15 protein-coding genes are annotated in these 16,478 nt (G+C 70.4%); 8 read left to right on the top strand and 7 right to left on the bottom strand.

The window, feature by feature from the left end; genetic code table 11:
* The first annotated feature begins 20 nt into the window (after positions 1-20).
* Entirely contained in the window at positions 21-1,073 is a 1,053-nt protein-coding gene (locus KIK09_RS09045) for a glycoside hydrolase family 88 protein (RefSeq protein ID WP_214318273.1), read from the top strand.
* On the opposite strand, the gene KIK09_RS09040 is transcribed toward KIK09_RS09045, so the two are convergent.
* On the bottom strand, positions 1,070-2,113 hold the full coding sequence (locus tag KIK09_RS09040) for an ROK family protein (protein WP_214318272.1): 1,044 nt from the start codon (positions 2,111-2,113) through the stop codon (positions 1,070-1,072). The two genes, KIK09_RS09045 and KIK09_RS09040, sit on opposite strands and share 4 nt — an antisense overlap.
* 107 nt (positions 2,114-2,220) lie before the next feature.
* On the opposite strand from KIK09_RS09040, the gene KIK09_RS59950 reads away from it, so the two are divergent.
* The 3 genes from KIK09_RS59950 (at position 2,221) to KIK09_RS09025 (ending at position 6,668) form a co-directional block, all read left to right on the top strand.
* On the top strand, positions 2,221-4,551 hold the full coding sequence (locus KIK09_RS59950; RefSeq protein WP_214318271.1) for an Ig domain-containing protein: 2,331 nt from the start codon (positions 2,221-2,223) through the stop codon (positions 4,549-4,551).
* Between the two features lie 646 nt (positions 4,552-5,197).
* The gene (locus tag KIK09_RS59945) at positions 5,198-6,052 is read left to right on the top strand and encodes a helix-turn-helix transcriptional regulator (protein ID WP_214318270.1); all 855 of its coding nucleotides are present in this window, start codon (positions 5,198-5,200) and stop codon (positions 6,050-6,052) included.
* Between the two features lie 34 nt (positions 6,053-6,086).
* Entirely contained in the window at positions 6,087-6,668 is a 582-nt protein-coding gene (locus KIK09_RS09025) for a fascin domain-containing protein (RefSeq protein ID WP_214318269.1), read from the top strand.
* 144 nt (positions 6,669-6,812) lie between these two features.
* Here KIK09_RS09025 and KIK09_RS09020 read toward each other — a convergent pair whose 3' ends face one another.
* The 3 genes from KIK09_RS09020 to KIK09_RS09010 form a co-directional block, all read right to left on the bottom strand.
* Complete coding sequence (locus KIK09_RS09020) at positions 6,813-7,118, bottom strand: hypothetical protein (RefSeq protein WP_214318268.1); 306 nt, start codon at positions 7,116-7,118, stop codon at positions 6,813-6,815.
* A 10-nt stretch (positions 7,119-7,128) separates the two neighbouring features.
* Positions 7,129-7,545: a DUF7144 family membrane protein gene (locus KIK09_RS09015; RefSeq protein WP_214318267.1), complete on the bottom strand. Its 417-nt coding sequence runs from the start codon at positions 7,543-7,545 to the stop codon at positions 7,129-7,131.
* Positions 7,546-7,636: 91 nt separating this feature from the next.
* A complete protein-coding gene (locus tag KIK09_RS09010; RefSeq protein ID WP_214318266.1) occupies positions 7,637-8,515 on the bottom strand; it encodes an alpha/beta fold hydrolase in 879 nt (292 codons plus the stop codon).
* A gap of 94 nt (positions 8,516-8,609) precedes the next feature.
* Here KIK09_RS09010 and KIK09_RS09005 point away from each other — a divergent pair, with 94 nt between their 5' ends.
* A complete protein-coding gene (locus tag KIK09_RS09005) occupies positions 8,610-9,818 on the top strand; it encodes a serine hydrolase domain-containing protein (RefSeq protein ID WP_214318265.1) in 1,209 nt (402 codons plus the stop codon).
* 326 nt (positions 9,819-10,144) lie between these two features.
* Positions 10,145-11,077, top strand: a complete 933-nt coding sequence (locus tag KIK09_RS09000) for a sporulation protein (RefSeq protein ID WP_214318264.1) — start codon at positions 10,145-10,147, stop codon at positions 11,075-11,077.
* A 49-nt stretch (positions 11,078-11,126) separates the two neighbouring features.
* Here the strand turns inward: KIK09_RS09000 and KIK09_RS08995 are convergent, their stop codons facing one another.
* The 3 genes from KIK09_RS08995 to KIK09_RS08985 are packed head-to-tail and all read right to left on the bottom strand — an operon-like array spanning position 11,127 to position 14,163.
* A complete protein-coding gene (locus tag KIK09_RS08995) occupies positions 11,127-12,107 on the bottom strand; it encodes a Gfo/Idh/MocA family protein (protein ID WP_214318263.1) in 981 nt (326 codons plus the stop codon).
* Positions 12,104-13,285, bottom strand: coding sequence for an L-rhamnonate dehydratase (gene rhmD / locus KIK09_RS08990; protein WP_214318262.1), 1,182 nt, complete (start codon positions 13,283-13,285; stop codon positions 12,104-12,106). The genes KIK09_RS08995 and rhmD overlap by 4 nt, the downstream gene beginning before the upstream one ends.
* Complete coding sequence (locus KIK09_RS08985; RefSeq protein ID WP_214318261.1) at positions 13,285-14,163, bottom strand: MurR/RpiR family transcriptional regulator; 879 nt, start codon at positions 14,161-14,163, stop codon at positions 13,285-13,287. The genes rhmD and KIK09_RS08985 overlap by 1 nt, the downstream gene beginning before the upstream one ends.
* Before the next feature lie 133 nt (positions 14,164-14,296).
* Here KIK09_RS08985 and KIK09_RS08980 point away from each other — a divergent pair, with 133 nt between their 5' ends.
* On the top strand, positions 14,297-15,055 hold the full coding sequence (locus tag KIK09_RS08980) for a sugar isomerase domain-containing protein (protein WP_214318260.1): 759 nt from the start codon (positions 14,297-14,299) through the stop codon (positions 15,053-15,055).
* A 15-nt stretch (positions 15,056-15,070) separates the two neighbouring features.
* Positions 15,071-16,474 carry an N-acetylglucosamine/diacetylchitobiose ABC transporter substrate-binding protein gene (ngcE, locus tag KIK09_RS08975; RefSeq protein WP_214318259.1) on the top strand — a complete coding sequence of 468 codons (1,404 nt, stop codon included), beginning with the start codon at positions 15,071-15,073 and terminating at the stop codon, positions 16,472-16,474.
* Positions 16,475-16,478: the final 4 nt, after the last annotated feature.

Genomic DNA, 16,478 nt, shown 5'->3' with positions numbered 1-16,478 from the left:
CCGACAGAACGGATCTTCAGGTGGAGTTATCCCGACGGGGCTTCCTCGCGGCCGCCGCCCTGAGCCTGCCCATCGTGGCTCGACCGGCCGAGGCTGCGACGCTCAGCCGTGCCCAGGTGATCGCCGACACGCGGCGGGCGGCCGACTACTGGATGAGCCGGCCGCCGATGTACAGCAACGACAACAACTGGCAGAACGCCACCCTGCACAGCGGCATGATGGCCTGCCACCGGCTCACCCAGGACCCACGCTACCTGGCCTTCACGCAGAGCTGGGCGCAGGCGCACGACTACCAGCTGATGACCGACTCCGGCGGCAAGCCGTACAACGCCGACCATCAGGCCGCGGCGCAGGTCTACCTGGACCTCTACGCGCTGGACGCGCAGCCGCACTATCTCGAGGCGACGATGAGCCGGGTGACCGCGCAGATCGCCAGCGGCTCCACCCAGTACTGGACGTGGGTGGACGCGCTGCACATGGCGATGCCGGTGTACGCCAGGCTCGGCTACACCGACTACCTCTACTCCTCCTACACCTACACCAAGTCCCGCATCACGCGCCGTCTCGGGCTGTGGGACCAGCAGCGGCGCCTGTGGTGGCGTGACGCGAACTACCTGCGCACCTCCACCTACTGGTCGCGGGGCAACGGCTGGGCCATGGCCGCGCTGGCCAAGACGCTCGGCGCGGTGCCGGGCCAGCCCGACTACACCGGCACCCTGCGGGCGATGGCCGCCGCCCTCGTTCCGCTGCAGCGATCCGACGGCTTCTGGAACGCGAGCCTGACCGACCCGATCAATTACGCGGGGCCGGAGACCAGCGGCACCGCCTTCTTCACCTACGGCCTGGCCTGGGGGATCAACCACGGCCTGCTGGACCCGGCCGTCCACCGGCCGGTCGTGGAGCGGGCCTGGCAGGGGCTGGTGACCGTCGCCCTGCGCGCCGACGGGCTCCTCGGCTACGTCCAGGGCCCGGGCGCCAGGCCCAGCGACCACTACCCGTGGACCGCCGCCGACACCGACGCGTTCGGCGTCGGCGCCTTCCTGCTCGCGGGAAGCGAGGTCGCCAACCTCTAACGTAGCGGCGGTCGTCTGCCGGTGACGGAGAACAGGCGGGTGGAGGCGTCGTCGAGGGCGATGCGGATCGCGCCCATCACCACCGACTCGTCGGCGAGTGTGGACGCCTCCACCCTGACCGGGAACAGGCACAGGCGGTCCAGCTCGGCGCGCAGCGGCTCGATCAGGCTCTCCTTGGCGTGGGCGAGCCCGCCGCCGATGACGACCGCGTCCGGATCCACGGTCAGGACCGTGGCGGCGATGCCGGTGGCGAAGTCGGCGATGAACTCGGGGGTGTAGGCGCCGCCGCGCGTCGCCGTGCCCCGCTGGATGCGTTCGAGCGCGGCGAACCAGCCGCTGCCGGCCAGGACGCCGATCTCGCCGGCGGCGCCGTGGCGACCGCTGTGGATGCGGCCCCCGATCAGCAGGCCGACGCCGATGCGCCGGCCGGCCAGGATGTAGGCGACGTCCGAGACGTCCTGCGCAGCGCCCCGCCACCGCTCGGCCAGTGCGGCGAGGTTGCAGTCGTTGCCGACCACGACCGGCGCCTCGCCGATGACCGCGAGCTCGGCACGCAGGTCGACGCCGGTCCAGCCGGGCAGGTCGGCGCTGAGGGCGACGACGCCGTCCCCGCCGACGATGCCGGTGGTGGCCACGCCGACGGCGACCACGTCGCGCTGCGCCACGCGGGCCGATCTGATGGCCCGGCGCAGCGCCTCGCGCGCCGCGTCGAGTCGCTGCCGCGGCGGCAGCCCTGGGTCGACATCGATCCTGTGCGTGCCGCGCGGGCGGCCGAACAGGTCGGCGCACCAGGCGAGGATCTTGTGGCCGCCGATGTCGATGCCCGCCACGAAGGCGCCGTCCGCACGGAACGCGTAACGCTTGGCGGGCCGGCCGACAGGCCGAGGGCCCGCCATTTCATCGGATGTCTCGATCGCGAGCCCTGCCGCGACGATCGCGAGCGCGGCCTCCTCGGCGGTCGGCCTGGACACGCCCGAGCGCTCGGCCAGCTCCGTGAGGGTGAGGCTGGAATCCGCCGCCGCGTAGAGCGCGTTAAGCACCTCCGCATTGATCCGATGAATGGGTGATCCAAGTCTTGACGGCACAGATGGAGGGTGTCACACTTCCGGCAATTATTAAAGAAGTTCCAAAATTAATGGAGGCACAAGTGCGCCAAGCAGGGACGTTAGCCGCAGCAGTCCTGGTGGCCGCGGCACTCACGCTGACTCCGACACCCGCCAGCGCCGCCCCGGCGGGCAACCTCGCCGCCGGCTACCTCACGATCGAACTCGACCCCGCGGGAACCGTCACCGGCCTGCGCGACTCCAGGACCGGCACCGACTACCTCGCCGGCGGCAAGTCCGCCTCCCTCGTCAGCCTGGTGATCGACGGCAGGCAGGAACGGCCGACCAAGGTCACCCGCACCCGGCGCGACCTGCTCACCTTCACCGGCGAGCACTTCACGGTCGAGGTCAGGGTCCAGAGCAAGCCCGGCTACACGACCCTGGAGGCGACCAGGATCGAGGCGACCGGCGACGTGCAGACCCTGCTGTGGGGCCCGCTGGCCACCTCCATCACCAAGACGATCGGCGAGACCGTCGGCGTGGTCCGCGACGACGCCTTCGCCGTCGGGCTGCGCCCGCTGACCGACAGGACCGAGGGCGCCTGGCCGCAGGAGTACCAGCAGCTCGGCTGGGAGAGCGAGGTCGAGGACAACCCGTCCAGGCTGCAGGTCGCCCCACACGAGGAGTGGAGCGCCGCGGGCAAGACCGGCTGGGGCTCGGTGCTGCGCGCCTTCACCTACGACTACACCAAGGAACGCGACCGCAGGAACCTCGCCGGCTACCCCATCCCGGTCGGCCCGCTCCCCGGTGACACAGGGAGCATCGCCGGATCCAAGGTCGCGCTCTTCGGGGCCTCGCCCGAGCTCACGCCCACGGTGCTGTCGAAGATCGCCAAGCAGGAGGGCCTGCCGTACCCGACGCAGAACGGGCAGTGGCAGAAGAGCGCGCAGGCGAGCAGCCAGTCCTTCCTGGTGCTCAGCGACCTGCGGACCGACACGATCCCCGCGGCGGCCGGCTTCGCCAAGGCGGCGGGGATCGGCTACGTGTACTCCCTGCCCAACGCCGTCGGGCCGTGGCAGACGACCGGCCACTACCAGTTCAACTCCAGCCTCGGCGGCGGCGACGCGGCCGCCGCGCAGGCGGTCGAGCTGGCCAGGACCAACGGCGTACGGCTCGGCGTGCACACCATCTCCGACTTCGTCAGCACCAACGACCGCTACGTGAGCCCGGCGCCCGCCGACGCGAGGCTCGCGACCGGGCAGCGCGCCGCGCTGACCCGCCCGCTCGCGCCCGGCGACACCACCCTCTACCTGGACTCCAACGCGCCCTTTGCGCCGGGGCTGTACAACACGCTGCTGCGGGTCGGCGACGAGTTCATCGGCTACGGGTCCGTCCAGCAGTCCGGCAACGAGTGGGTGGTGACCGGCCTGCGCCGCGCCCAGTGGGGCTCGGCCGCCGCCGCGCACGCGCAGGGCGACCGCGCCGCTCGCGTGATCGTCAACTCGTACGGCGGGGCCACCGGCGGCGTCGGCATCATCGACGAGATCGCCACCCGCCTGGCCACCGCGTGGAACGGCACCGGCATCCTGGCCAACTCCTACGACGGCGTGGAGTCCGCCTCGGAGTCGGGCTGGGGCTCCTACGGCCAGGCCAGGCTGGTCAACGGCACCTACCGCCAGACCGACGCCAAGGACGGCCACATCACCGAGACGAGCCGGATGACCTCCAACACCTGGGACGCCCTCACCAGGGCCAGCTGGGGCGAGGTCGGCGTCACCACCATGAACCAGGTCTTCATCAACAACGAGTTCTACCGGGCCAACTTCCTGCCCGGCATGCTCGGCTGGATCAGCCTGCGCGGCTCGGAGAGCCTGCTGAGCGTGGAGGGCAAGCTGGCGCGCGGCGCGGGGCTGAACGCGGGCGCCGGCTTCCAGACCTCGGTGTCCAGCCTCAACGCGGGCGGCGAGAACGGCAAGCGGGTCCTCGACGCGATCAAGCAGTGGGAGACCGCCCGCAACCTGGGCGCCTTCACCGAGGAGCAGAAGGCCCGCTTCCGCGACCAGTCGACCAACTGGCATCTCACGGTCGTCGAGTCCGGCACGAAGTGGTCGCTGCAGGAGCTCGACGCCTCCGGCAACGCCGTCGGCTCGCCGCAGCCCGTCGCCGTGCCGACCCCGCAGGTGGTCACCACCTCGCTGCCGCCCGCGACCCTGCACCGGCTCTACGAGGCGAAGGTCACCACGAACACGCCGGCCACCGTCAGGTACGAGGTGACCGCCGGCGCTCTGCCCAAGGGGCTGACCCTCAACCAGGACACCGGCGGCATCGTCGGCACCCCGGTACGCGCCAGGCCGGCCACCTTCACCATCACGGCCCGCAGCACGGACGGCCGGCCCGCCGCCCAGGCCACCTACGACCTGACCGTCCACCCCTGACACATCAGCCCAAGCGCACCACCCTGGCCGCGCGCGATGACCGCGTCCAGGGCTGTCGGCGCCGGGCGGGTGCAGCCCGGGCGGCAGGTTCCCGCTGCCCGGTACCCGGGCGAGCGCGGCCAGGGCCTCGCCCCCGTGCTGGGGAAGCGGTGGCCGAGGGCCTGACTTCGGTCGAGGGCGCGGGGTTGCGGGTCGGGCTGGGTGGGCTCGACCGGGCGGTTCAGGGTGATGGTTTTCCTGGTTGATCCTTGGGTTAACGCTGGTGGCCTGAGTTATCCGATTCGCGTTGTAATCAGATCATCTACGCGGAAATCGGGGGCCCGCTCATGGTCGGAGTACTGCTGGGGATCGCTTGGATGCTGTTCGGTCCGCTGGCCATCTACGCCATGGTGCGCGGACCGAACCTCGCCCGCCTCGCCGCGGTGGCGGCGTTCGTCCTGCTGGAACTGGCCACCGTGGCGTACACCTAGCACTCCAGTGACGCCTCGCATGAGAACGGCGACTGCAAGCCGGGTCGCCGCCGGAGAGGCGTGAACCCCTAAACTCGTGACACCCCGGCCTGGTGGAGCTTCGCCGTGACCGGAGGACGACCTTACCGGCCATCCCATCACTGTCCACGACGGAGCCGACAGGAAGGTATGACCCCGTGGTCGACACCGTGCAAAGGCACCGGCTCGCCGCGGCCGGAGGGATGGTCATCGAGGACGTTCGCGAGCCGGCCGAACTGCAGGACCCGGCGTGGACGCCCCTGCGGGAGACCACGAGCTGCGCTGTCGTTCTCGTGCGCGCCGGCGGGTTCCTGCGTGAAGCCCAGGGCCAGCGCCACTTCGTCGACTCCACCGGCGGCTACATCAACGCACTCGATATCGAGGAGCGCTACGCGAACGCCACGAAGGGACCCGATGCCAGCACGGTGATCAGGCTCCCGCCGGACATCTACCAGGACCTCGTCGCCGGCATCGAGAGCCAAGGGAGCTGGCGGATCGGCACAAGCCCCGAGTTCGACCTGCGCCATCGCATGCTCCTGGCCGTGTGTCGGCAGGGCACGGACGACTTCGAGGTCAGCGAGCGGCTGCAGAACCTGCTGCAGTTGCTGCCCCGCCGTACGGCACGGGGCGGTCCTGGACCGCGGCCCGCGACCGAGCGGGCGCACCGGGCGCTCGTGGCGGCCGTCCAGGAGGCGTTCAACAACGGACATCTCATCGTGAGCCTGGAGGAGCTGGCGCACCTGGTGAACTCCTCGCCGCACCATCTCAGCCGGGTGTTCCGCCGCCTGACCGGGCGCACGATCACCGCCTACCGTAACGAGCTGCGGGTGCGCGCGATCCTCGAACGTCTCGCCGCGGGCACCGGGAACCTGGCCGAGCTCGCCACGCAGTACGGCTTCGCCGACCACGCGCACCTGGCCAGGACCGTCCGGCAGCACACCGCGCACTCGCCGTCCGCGCTGCGCGGGAGATTGAGCATGAATATTCAAGCCCGGCCCACGGGCGCCCCCTGATCATTGCCAGTAGGCACTCGATCAAGGGGGACCAATGGGTTATCGCCGCATCACACGGGCCGCGACTGCGACGATCATGGGGGTGGCGATGCTCGGCATCGCCGCCCCCGCAGCGCACGCCACGGAGTTCGCCTGCCAGTACGTGAACACCATCGCGATCAAGACGCAGGCCACCAGCACCAGGCCGAGCAGGTATCTCTCGGCCGAGTTGGCCTATGGCGAGCCGTACTACGGCATGATCCGCGCCCGCGCCACCGCGATCGGGCCGTGGGAGAAGTTCAAGCGCTACGAGTGCTTCGGCAGACAGGAGCGCGTCTGGGCCTTCCGGGCCGCCAACGGCCTGTGGGTGTCGTCTGAGAGGGGCTACGGCGGCGCCTACAACGGCCTGCTCCGCGCCAGCGCCGACACCGTGCAGGAGTGGGAGATCTTCAACATGGTGCTGGGTGGCAATGCCCCCGGCGAGTCGAGCAACTTCTCCTGGAAGCCCTACGACTATGCCCAGCCGTACTACTTCTCCGCCGAGTGGGGCGCGGGCGGCGACCACAACGGCATGGTGCGTGCCCGGGCCGGCCAGATCGGGCCGTGGGAGAAGTTCGAGGTCGAATTCATCCGGTAAGCCAGGCGCGCCACGGCGTTCAACCCCTCGGAGTCGAATCCGACGGCGCCGTTGTCGCACGGCCACTGCGCGATCTTCGGTTGTCTTCACCAACTCTGAATGATCTTGCAGTGGCCGTTCGTGCGACCTCAATCCCAAAGATCGCTAGGAGGCGTCCAGGGCGAATCCCATCTTGGCGGCGCCCGACACGATGCGCGCGGTGCCTATCACCGGCGCGAGCGCGATCAGGGTGCCGCGGATCTTCTCCAGCGGGATGCCGAAGTGCTCCGCCACCCCCAGGTTGAGCAGGTAGGACGTCTCCGAGGCGTCCAGGGTGACCAGCGCGGCCAGGCGGACCAGCATGTAGGTCTCGGGGTCGAGCCCCGAGCGCTCCATGGTGTCCACCGTCATCTGGGTGAGTGTTTCCAGAATCGCGCCGTCGCCCTTCGCCAGTGCTTCGAGGTCTTCCATGGTGTTCACCTCAGCCGGTGGCGCCCTTCGGCGCGCTGATCAGGCCGTACATGATCAGGACGGAAAGGGCGATGCAGAGCAGCGACCAGATCGGGTAGGCGGCCATGAACGCGAACTGCCCGAGCATCGCCAGCGCGGCCAGGGCCACGCCGGACCAGCGGGCCCACGTCTGGCCGGCCAGGATGCCGATGCCGACGCCGACCTGGATCACGCCGATGATGAGCCAGATCCAGCCCCAGGTGGTGTAGTCGAACACCAGGAGCCTGCCGCCGGGCGTCACGTAGTAGGTCTCCTTGAACAGAGCGATGAAGCCCTCGATGACGTTGAAGATCCCGAGCACGATGCCGAGCATCCCGGCGAATCCCAGCCAGCCCGAACGGCCCGGGAAAGTCCCGGTCCCCCCATATTGTGAAGCAGACGTCGCCATTTGCGCCCCCTTTCCAGGTATATGTCGGGATGCCCGCCGCTTCGGGCGGAGACGCCCCGACGTACCTAAAGAACGGGCAACATTCCGTGGGTCATGTGCACAGAGTGAGGACGGCGTCGGCAAAGGCCTGGGGGGCCTCCTGAGGGACGTTGTGACCGATGTTCTCCAGGAGGCGGTGCTCGTAGGGGCCGGTGAAGTACTCCCGGTCGCCTTCCGGGCCGGGTCCTCCCACGCCGTCGGCGCCGCTCTCCAGCACGATCGCGGGGACCGTGATGGGCGGCTCCTGGGCGATGAGGTCCTCGAGCGGCTGGTAGCGCGGGTCGCCGTCGGCCAGGTTGAAGCGGTGCCGGTAGGAGTGGATCACCACGTCCACGAAGTCGGGGTTGTGCAGGCTCGGCGCGCTGGCAGGGAACTCCTTGGCCGCTTCCTGCCAGGTCGGCGACCAGGTGCGCCACAGCAGCTCGCACAGCCGCTCCCGGTTGGCCTCCAGCCCGCGGCGGCCGCGCTCGGAGTGGAAGTAGTACTGGTACCAGTAGGTGCGCTCCCACTCGGGGTCGACGGGCTCATCGGCGTAGGCCAGGTTCTGCACGTTGTAGCCGTCCACGGTGACCAGGCCGCGCACCCGGCCGGGCTGCGTCGCGGCCGTGATGCAGGCGGCCCGGCCGCCCCAGTCGTAGCCCGCCAGCACCGCCTGGTCGATGCCCAGCGCGTCCATGAAGTCCACCAGGTCCTGCGCGATCGCGGCCTGCTGGCCCGACCGCATCGTCGCCGCGTCCAGGAACCGCGTCGGCCCGAAACCTCGCAGGTACGGCACGAGCACCCGGTGACCCGCGGCCGCCACGATCCGCGCCACCTCGTCGTAGGCCCGGACGTCATAGGGGAACCCGTGGAGCAGGATCACAGGAGAGCCCTCACCACTGCTTTCGTAGGCGATGTCGAGCACGGGTGTGGTGACAGAGGCGAGAGTCATGCACCGATGATGGCATGACGCCAGCGATGCGTGATTTATACATGTTTACGCAGGTAATAGCGTTACTGCACTGTTTCTGGGGCAGAGCTGTGCCATGAGGTACTCGATCGTGTGGCTGATGGTGGCTGCTCTGCTGGCCGTACCGAAGGCACAGACGGACTTCCCCGACCTGAATCCCACGGTCACGGCGCGGCTCGACGCGGCGATCAGGAAGGTCATGCGCGAGGCCGAGGTGCCGGGCGTCATCGTCGGCCTGTCGGCTCCCGGCAAGGGCTCCTACGTGCGCGCCTTCGGCGTCGCGGACAAGGCGACCAACACCTCCATGACGCCCGATCTGAACATGCGCATCGGCAGCGTGACCAAGACCTTCACGGTGACCGCCCTGCTCGAGCTCGTCGACCAGGGCAAGGTCGGCCTCGACGACCCGATCGCCAAGTACGTCGACGGGGTGCCCAACGGCGACCGGATCACCCTGCGCAACCTCGCGCAGATGCGCAGCGGGCTGTTCAACTACACCCTGGACGAGGGCTTCGACAAGGCGCTCCTCAGCGATCCGACCCGGCCCTTCACGCCGCAGGAACTGCTGGCCTACTCCTTCAAGCATCCGGTGCAGTTCCAGCCCGGCGAGCGGTTCCAGTACTCCAACACGAACACGATCCTGCTGGGGCTGGTGGTGGAGAAGATCGGCGGTCAGCCGCTGCAGGACTACATCCACAAGAACGTCGCGGAGAAGGCCGGTCTGACGCACACGATCTTCCCGACGGACGCCACCTTCCCCAGCCCGCACGCCCACGGCTACACCAAGCAGACCGAGACGGGCGCCGTCCAGGACGCCACCGACTGGAACCCCTCCTGGGGCTGGGCCGCCGGGGCGATGATCTCCGACCTTCCCGACCTGCAGAACTGGGCCCGCGTCCTGGCCACGGGCACGCTGCTGACGGCCAAGACGCAGGCAGAACGGCTCAAGATGCCCCCGTCCGGCATCCCCGGCACCGGTTACGGGCTGGGCATCTTCAACGTGCAGGGCTGGATCGGGCACAACGGCTCGCTCCCCGGCTACGAGGCGCTCGTGATCTACCTCCCGGAGGCGAAGGCGACGCTGGTGGTCCTGCTCAACACGGACATCCTCAAGAACGGCCAGGAACCCAGCACCCTCTTCGGACAGGCGATCACCCAGGTCGTGACGCCGGACCACGTCTTCAACCTCCCGGTCGGGGTGGGCGCGTCCACCTCGCCCTCCGGCACCCCGAGCCCGCAGACGTCCGCACCCAGCCCGCAGCTCTCCACGACCCCGACGGGCTGAGCGCACCCCGAGCCGGAGCCTCCCTGCCGGCCACGGCACCTGCGCCAGACGATCGGCGCGCGAGGAGACCACGGGCCGCCGTTCTCCTGCACCTGCACGTACGCGTTGAGCGGAGGAGCGAACGTGCCTCCCCGGCACAGGACGTTGCCCGTGTCGACGGAGTAGCTCCCTTCCCGCCGCTTCCGCCCACCCGCGCGCACGCCCACCGTGTAGTAGCTCGACTCGTCGGTCGTGGAGCAGGTGTCGTTGTCGCCCTGGAACCCGGAGAGTGGAGTGATCGTTCGAGGGAGTGGTGGGATCGTCGCGATCGCAGTGGAGAGGGCACCGTGGGGTTCAAACGCATGCTGGCAGCGCTGGGCGTCGGCGCGCCGTCCGTGGACACCGTGCTGGCCACGCCCCGGGTTCAGCCGGGCGGGACGGTGCGCGGTGAGGTGCGGCTGAAGGGCGGCGACGTCGAGGCCGAGATCGACCACATCGCGCTGGGGCTGGTGGCCGGGATCGAGGCCGAGTACGGCGGGGGTGAGCAGCGGGGGCTGGCGGAGTTCTCCCACGTCCAGGTGTCCGGGCCGTTCCGGCTGGGCCAGGGCGAGGACCGGGTGATCGCCTTCCAGTTCCCCGTTCCGTGGGAGACGCCGATCAGCGTGATCGCCGGGCAGCGCCTGACCGGGATGGCCGTCGGGGTGCGTACCGAGGTGGCCATCGCGAAGGCCGTCGACAAGGGGGACCTGGACGCGGTGGCGGTCGAGCCGTTGCCCTCGCAGGCCAGGGTCATGCAGGCGTTCCTGCGGCTCGGGTTCCACTTCAAGTCCGCCGACGTGGAGGCCGGCCGCATCTACGGCGTGCACCAGGAGCTGCCGTTCTACCAGGAGATCGAGTTCCACCCGCCGCACCACCACGCGCGCCACGTCAACGAGGTCGAGCTGACGTTCGTGGCGAGCCCGCGCGGGCTCGAGGTGGTCCTGGAGGCCGACAAGCGCGGTTCCGGCGACGCGTTCGGCCGTTTCCAGGTCACGCACGAGCAGGCCCTGCACATGGACTGGGAGGGCGAGATCGAGCGCTGGCTGGCCGACCTGCCCAGGCACGGCTTCGGGCATCACCAGCACGGCCACCACTACGGTCACCACGACGACTATCACGACGGCCCTGGGTGGGGGACCGTGGCGGCGGCGGGAGCCGCGGGCCTGGTCGGCGGGCTGGTGGCCGGTGAGATCGTCGAAGAGATCTTCGACGGCGACGACGGCGGAGACGGCGACTGGTGACGCCCCCAAAGTCACGTGACGCCCTTGAGGTCACGTGACACCCCCGAGGTCACGTGACGGCGACGGGGAGGCCGGTTCCGGCTGAGCGGTAGGCGGCTTCGATGATGGCGACGGCCGCGGCGGCGTCCTGGCCGGGGGCGTGGTTCTCGCCGCGGCCCGCGATCAGGTCGCCGAACGCCTCGACGGGCGCGTGCTTGGCCCAGGCGGGCAGGCTCGGGTCGGGGGCGAGGCGGAGCTGCGAGCCGTCCCCGCGGTGGATGGCGGCCGTGCCGTACTGGATGTCGTGCTCGACCATGCCGCGGGTGCCGTAGTAGCGCAGCCGCTGGCGGGTCGGCAGGCCGCCGGGCACGGTGCCGGTGGCGGTGAGGGTGCCGATGGCGCCGCCGGCCAGGCGGAAGGTGAGCGCGTTCACCACGTCGAGCGGCAGCGAGCGGTTGTCCATGTAGGCGAAGACCTGCTGGGCCCCGCGCCCGGTGGCGCGGGTCAGGGCGCCGACGAGGTGGGTGAGCTGGGACTGCCCCTGGCCGCCCGCGGCCAGGGCCGGGTCGCCGTAGGTGGCGTTGCCGGTGAACAGGTCCATCATGATCGAGGAGAAGTCGCCGTTGACGCAGACCAGCTCGCCGATCTCCTCCTGTACGGCGGCGCGGACGCGGATCGCGGCCGCCGTGTACTGGCCGGTGTACCCGACCGACAGGTGCACCCCCGCGCGCGCCGCGGCGTCGACCAGGTCCCAGGCTTCCGCGGCGGTGGTGGCCATCGGCTTCTCGACCAGGACGTGGAGTCCGGCGTCGAGAGCGGCGCGGGCCAGGGTGTGGTGCGTGCTGTGCGGGGTGGCGATGACGACGCCGTCGACGAGCCCGGAGGCGAAGAGCTCGGAAGGGTCGCCGAAGGTGCGGGCCGTACCTGAGAACCGGGACGGGTCGGTGTCGCAGATCGCGGTCAGCTCCAGGCAGGGAGAGGCGGCGATGGCGGGCAGGTGGGCGAAGCGGGCCCACCAGCCCAGCCCGACCACGCCGAGCCGGACGGTCACCGTACCTGCTGGAGCCGGATCGAAGGATCGAGCTCCAGCCCGAACCCGGGCGCGTCGCCGAGCCGCACCTTGCCACCGACGGGGAAAGTCTCGCCGGTGAAGATGGGGTGCTGCGGCACCGGCCCGTCGCAGTCGCCGGCGAAGATGCCGAACTCGGCCAGCGGCGGCTCGGGCCTGGTGGCGACGAAGTGGTAGGCGTGGTGCCCGCCGGTGTGCGGGATGAGCCGGACGCCGTGGGTCCTGGCGACCGTGGAGATCCGGCGCAGCTCGGTGAGGCCGCCGCACCAGGCGGGGTCGGGCTGGATGACGTCCACCCCCGACTCGCACAGCAGCCGGAACCCGGCGGCGGTGTACTCGTGCTCGCCCGAGGTCAGCGCCATGGCCTGCGGCAGCCGCGAGCGCAGCCGCCGGTGGGCGGCGTAGTCGTCGGGCCGCAGCGGCTCCTCGATCCACTGGAAGCCGAGCGGCGCGACGGCGTGCCCGAGCCGGGCGGCGTAGTCGACGTCGAGCGACATCCAGCAGTCGTACATGAGCGGGAACCCCTCGCCGACGGCCTCGCGCGCCTGCTCGGCGATGGCGACGTTGGCGCGGAACCCCTCCTCGCCCTCGACCGGCGCGTACGTCAGCGGGATCTTGGCGCCCCAGAACCCGAGCTTGCGCGCCACCTCGGGCCGCGGCCCCGTGGCGTACAGCTCGACCTCCGAGTGGACCGCGCCGCCGAGCAGGGCGTGCACCGGGGTCTGGGTGATGCGCCCGTGCAGGTCCCAGATCGCCAGGTCGACGGCGGAGATGGCGTGCAGGGCCAGGCCCTTGCGCCCGTAGTGCAGGGTGCTGTTGAACATCCGGTCCCAGATGGGCTCGTGGTCGAGGGCGCTCTGGCCCTTCACGAGGTAGGCCAGATGCAGCGCGACCAGCGTGGCGACGACCACGCCGCCGTTGGTGGTGCCCACGCCCACGTGCCCGGAGGCGCTCTCGACCTGGACGACGACGGTCTGCTGGGAGTTCGGGCCGATGGCGGCCATCCGGTCGTCGCGGAAGTCGGCGTGCTGGGTCATGGGGCTGGCCACCTTGCGCCGCTTCCACTGCCGTAACGCCTCGCCGTCGCCCGGCTCCGCGGGGGCGGGCGGCAGGTTGACGTAGTCGGCGACGTAGGCGCGCACGTCCACGATCCGGTCCATCAGCGCTCCTGGTTCTTGTACGGCTGGACGGCCTGGTGCGCCGCCGCCATCGTCTCGCCCGCCTGCTCGAAGGTCCGCTGGGCCACCGCGATGAACAGCACGTCGACCACGGCGAGCTGGCCGTGCCTGGAGGCCAGCGACTCGGTCCTGAACCCGGTCTGCCGCACGCTGGTCAGCAGCAGCAGGTCGGCGCGGGACGCGAGCGGCGAGGTGGCGTCGTTGCAGATGGCGATGGTGGCCGCGCCGTGGGAGACGGCCTCGGTCATCATGTCGACGACCTCCTTGGTGCGGCCGCTGTGCGAGATGCCCACGACCACGTCCTTGGGCCCGAGCAGCGCGGCGCCGCTGAGGGCGACGTGGGTGTCGGTCGACGTCCAGACGGGCACGCCGATGTGGTAGAGCCGCTGCTGCAGCTCGGAGGCGATGGTGGAGCTGCCGCCCGCGCCGAACACCCACACCCTGCGCGCGGTGGCGAGCATGCCGGCGGCCTGGTCGGCCGCCTCCAGGTCGAGCCCGGCGACGGTCTCGACGGCGCCCTGCGAGATCGCGGCGGAGACCACCTCGGCGATGCGGTGGATGTCGTCGGTCTCGGCGACGTCGGCGCCGATGCTCACGCTCCACGGCTCGGCCCGGGTCCTGCCGCTGTCGGAGGCGAGCGCCAGGCGCAGCTCGGCGTAGCCGTTCAGGCCGAGCGCGCGGCACAGCCTGGTGATGCTGCCGGTGGACACGCCGCACCGGTCGGCCAGGTCGAGGATCGTCAGGCGGGCTACCGCGCCGGGATCGGTCAGCACGAGCTCGGCGATGGTGCGCTGAGCCTCGGGCATCGAGGGTGCGAGCGCGGCGAGCCGATCGACGATGCCGTCCACGGGGCTCTGCATGTGGGTCCTCCTCTTCGCGACACAGAGAATAATTATTCACTACTAGTGGGGTCAACACCTTGACGATCTGCGCTCTGGGCCTCATCTTATCGGCCAACAGAGAAAAATTGCTCGCGATGCGAATGAGGTGCGGATGTCTTCCCTCTCTGCGACCGGCTATCTGACCGTGCTCCAGGACGTCATGGCCCGCGTGAGCGCGACCCAGGCGCCGCTGGTGGACAAGGCGGCAGGGCTGGTCGCCGAGGCCATCGAGGCCGGCGGCATCCTGCAGGTCTTCGGCAGCGGCCACTCCGAGGCGTTCGCCATGGAGCTGACCGGCCGGGCCGGCGGGCTGGTCGCGGCCAACCGGATCGAGCTGCGCGACCTGGTGCTGCTCGGCGGCGCCGACCCGGACGTGCTCACCGACCCGGCACTGGAGCGCGATCCCGGTGTCGCCCAGCGGCTCTACGAGCTGGCCGCACCGCACCCGCGCGACGTGTTCGTCATCGCGTCCAACTCGGGGGTCAACGGCTCGGTCGTCGAACTGGCCGCCGTGGTCAAGGCGCACGGCCATGCGCTGATCGCGGTGACGTCGGCCGAGCACTCCGGGCGGATGCCCTCCCGGCATCCGTCGGGGCTTCATCTGGCCGACCACGCCGACATCGTGCTGGACAACGGCGCGCCGTACGGCGACGCCGTCATCCCGCTGCGCGACGGCGGCCACGTGTGCGGCGTGTCCTCCATCACCGGCGCCCTGCTTGCCCAGCAGATCGTGGCCGAGGTGGCACGCCGGATGGAGGAGTCGGGGGTGCGGCCGCCGGTGTACCTGTCGGCCAACATCCAGGGCGGCGACGCCCACAACAGGGCCCTCGAAGACCGGTACGACGGGCGCATCCGCCGTACCACCAAGTGATCCAGGAGTACGATCATGAACGTCCTTTCCAGGCGGCAGGTCCTGCGCGGAGCCGCCCTGACGGGTGTCGGCCTGCTCGCCGCGGCTTGCGCCACCCCCGGCGGGTCCGATGACGCCCCGAAGCCCACCGTGACAGGCGCGCGCAGCGCCGCCAACCCGCTCGGCATGGACGAGGCGGGCCCGCTCGAGATCGTGATCTTCGACGGCGGGTTCGGCGACGCCTACGCGACCAAGATCCACGAGCCGATGTTCCTGGCCAAGCATCCCAAGGTGCAGCTCAAGCACGTGGCCACCAAGGAGATCTCCGGCACCCTGCAGCCGCGTTTCGTCGGCGGCAACCCGCCCGAGGTGATCAACAACGACGGCGCCCAGGCGCTGGACGTGGCGGCGCTGATCCAGGGTGGCCAGGTGGCCGACCTGAGCCCGCTGCTCGACGCTCCCTCCTGGGACGACCCGGCCAAGAAGGTGCGTGACGGGCTGCTGCCGGTGGCCATCGAGGCGGGCTCGTTCGACGGCAAGCCGTACAGCCTGCCGTACGTGTTCATGATCTTCGGGTTCTGGTACTCCAGCAAGCTGTTCACCGAGAAGGGCTGGAAGCCGGCGGCCACCTGGGACGAGTTCCTCACGCTGTGCGGGCAGATCAAGAAGGCGGGCATCGCGCCGTTCGCCTACGCGGGCAAGTATCCCGGCTACGTCTGGGAGGCGATCCTGACCATGGCCGTCAAGCACGGCGGCGTCGACGTCATGAAGAACGTCGACAACCTGGAGGACGGCGCCTGGCAGGTCGATTCGCTCAAGCAGGCGGCCGCGGCCTTCGGCGAGTTGCACGCCAAGGGGTTCCTGCTGCAGGGCACCGAGGGCCTCAACCACACCGAGTCGCAGGCCAGGCAGAACGGCTACGAGGTCGCCATGATCCCCAACGGGTCGTGGCTGGAGAACGAGCAGAAGGACGTCGCGCCGGCCGACTTCGGCTACGCGATGATGCCCGTCCCCGCGCTGGAGGCGAGCGAGGCGCTCTCGCAGGCCGCGCTGCACGCGATGCCGGGCGCCGGGTTCATCGTCGCGGCCCGCAGCAAGAACCCGCTGGCGGGGATGGAGTACCTGCGGGCCATGGTGTCCAAGGAGGGCGCGGGCCGCTACAGCGGCATGGTCAGCACGCTCACCACCGTCAAGGACGCCGCGCTGCCCGCCGACGCCAAGCCGGGGCTCAAGAGCGCGTCGGCGGCGCTGTCCGCGGCCGGGACCGACCTGGTCAACTGGCGCGTCAACGAGTGGTACAAGGAGCTCGCCACCGAGCTCGACGCCGCCACCGGCCAGCTCATGACCGGCGGTATCACCGCCGACCAGTGGACGGAGCGGCTGCAGAAGAAGGCCGACGCCGTCAAGAAGGACTCCTCGATCAAGAAGTTCTCGAGGTAGCCCG

Source organism: Nonomuraea sediminis (assembly GCF_018531495.1).
GTDB classification, from domain to species: Bacteria; Actinomycetota; Actinomycetes; order Streptosporangiales; family Streptosporangiaceae; genus Nonomuraea; species Nonomuraea sediminis.
This window is presented reverse-complemented; position numbering and strand designations above follow the sequence as displayed.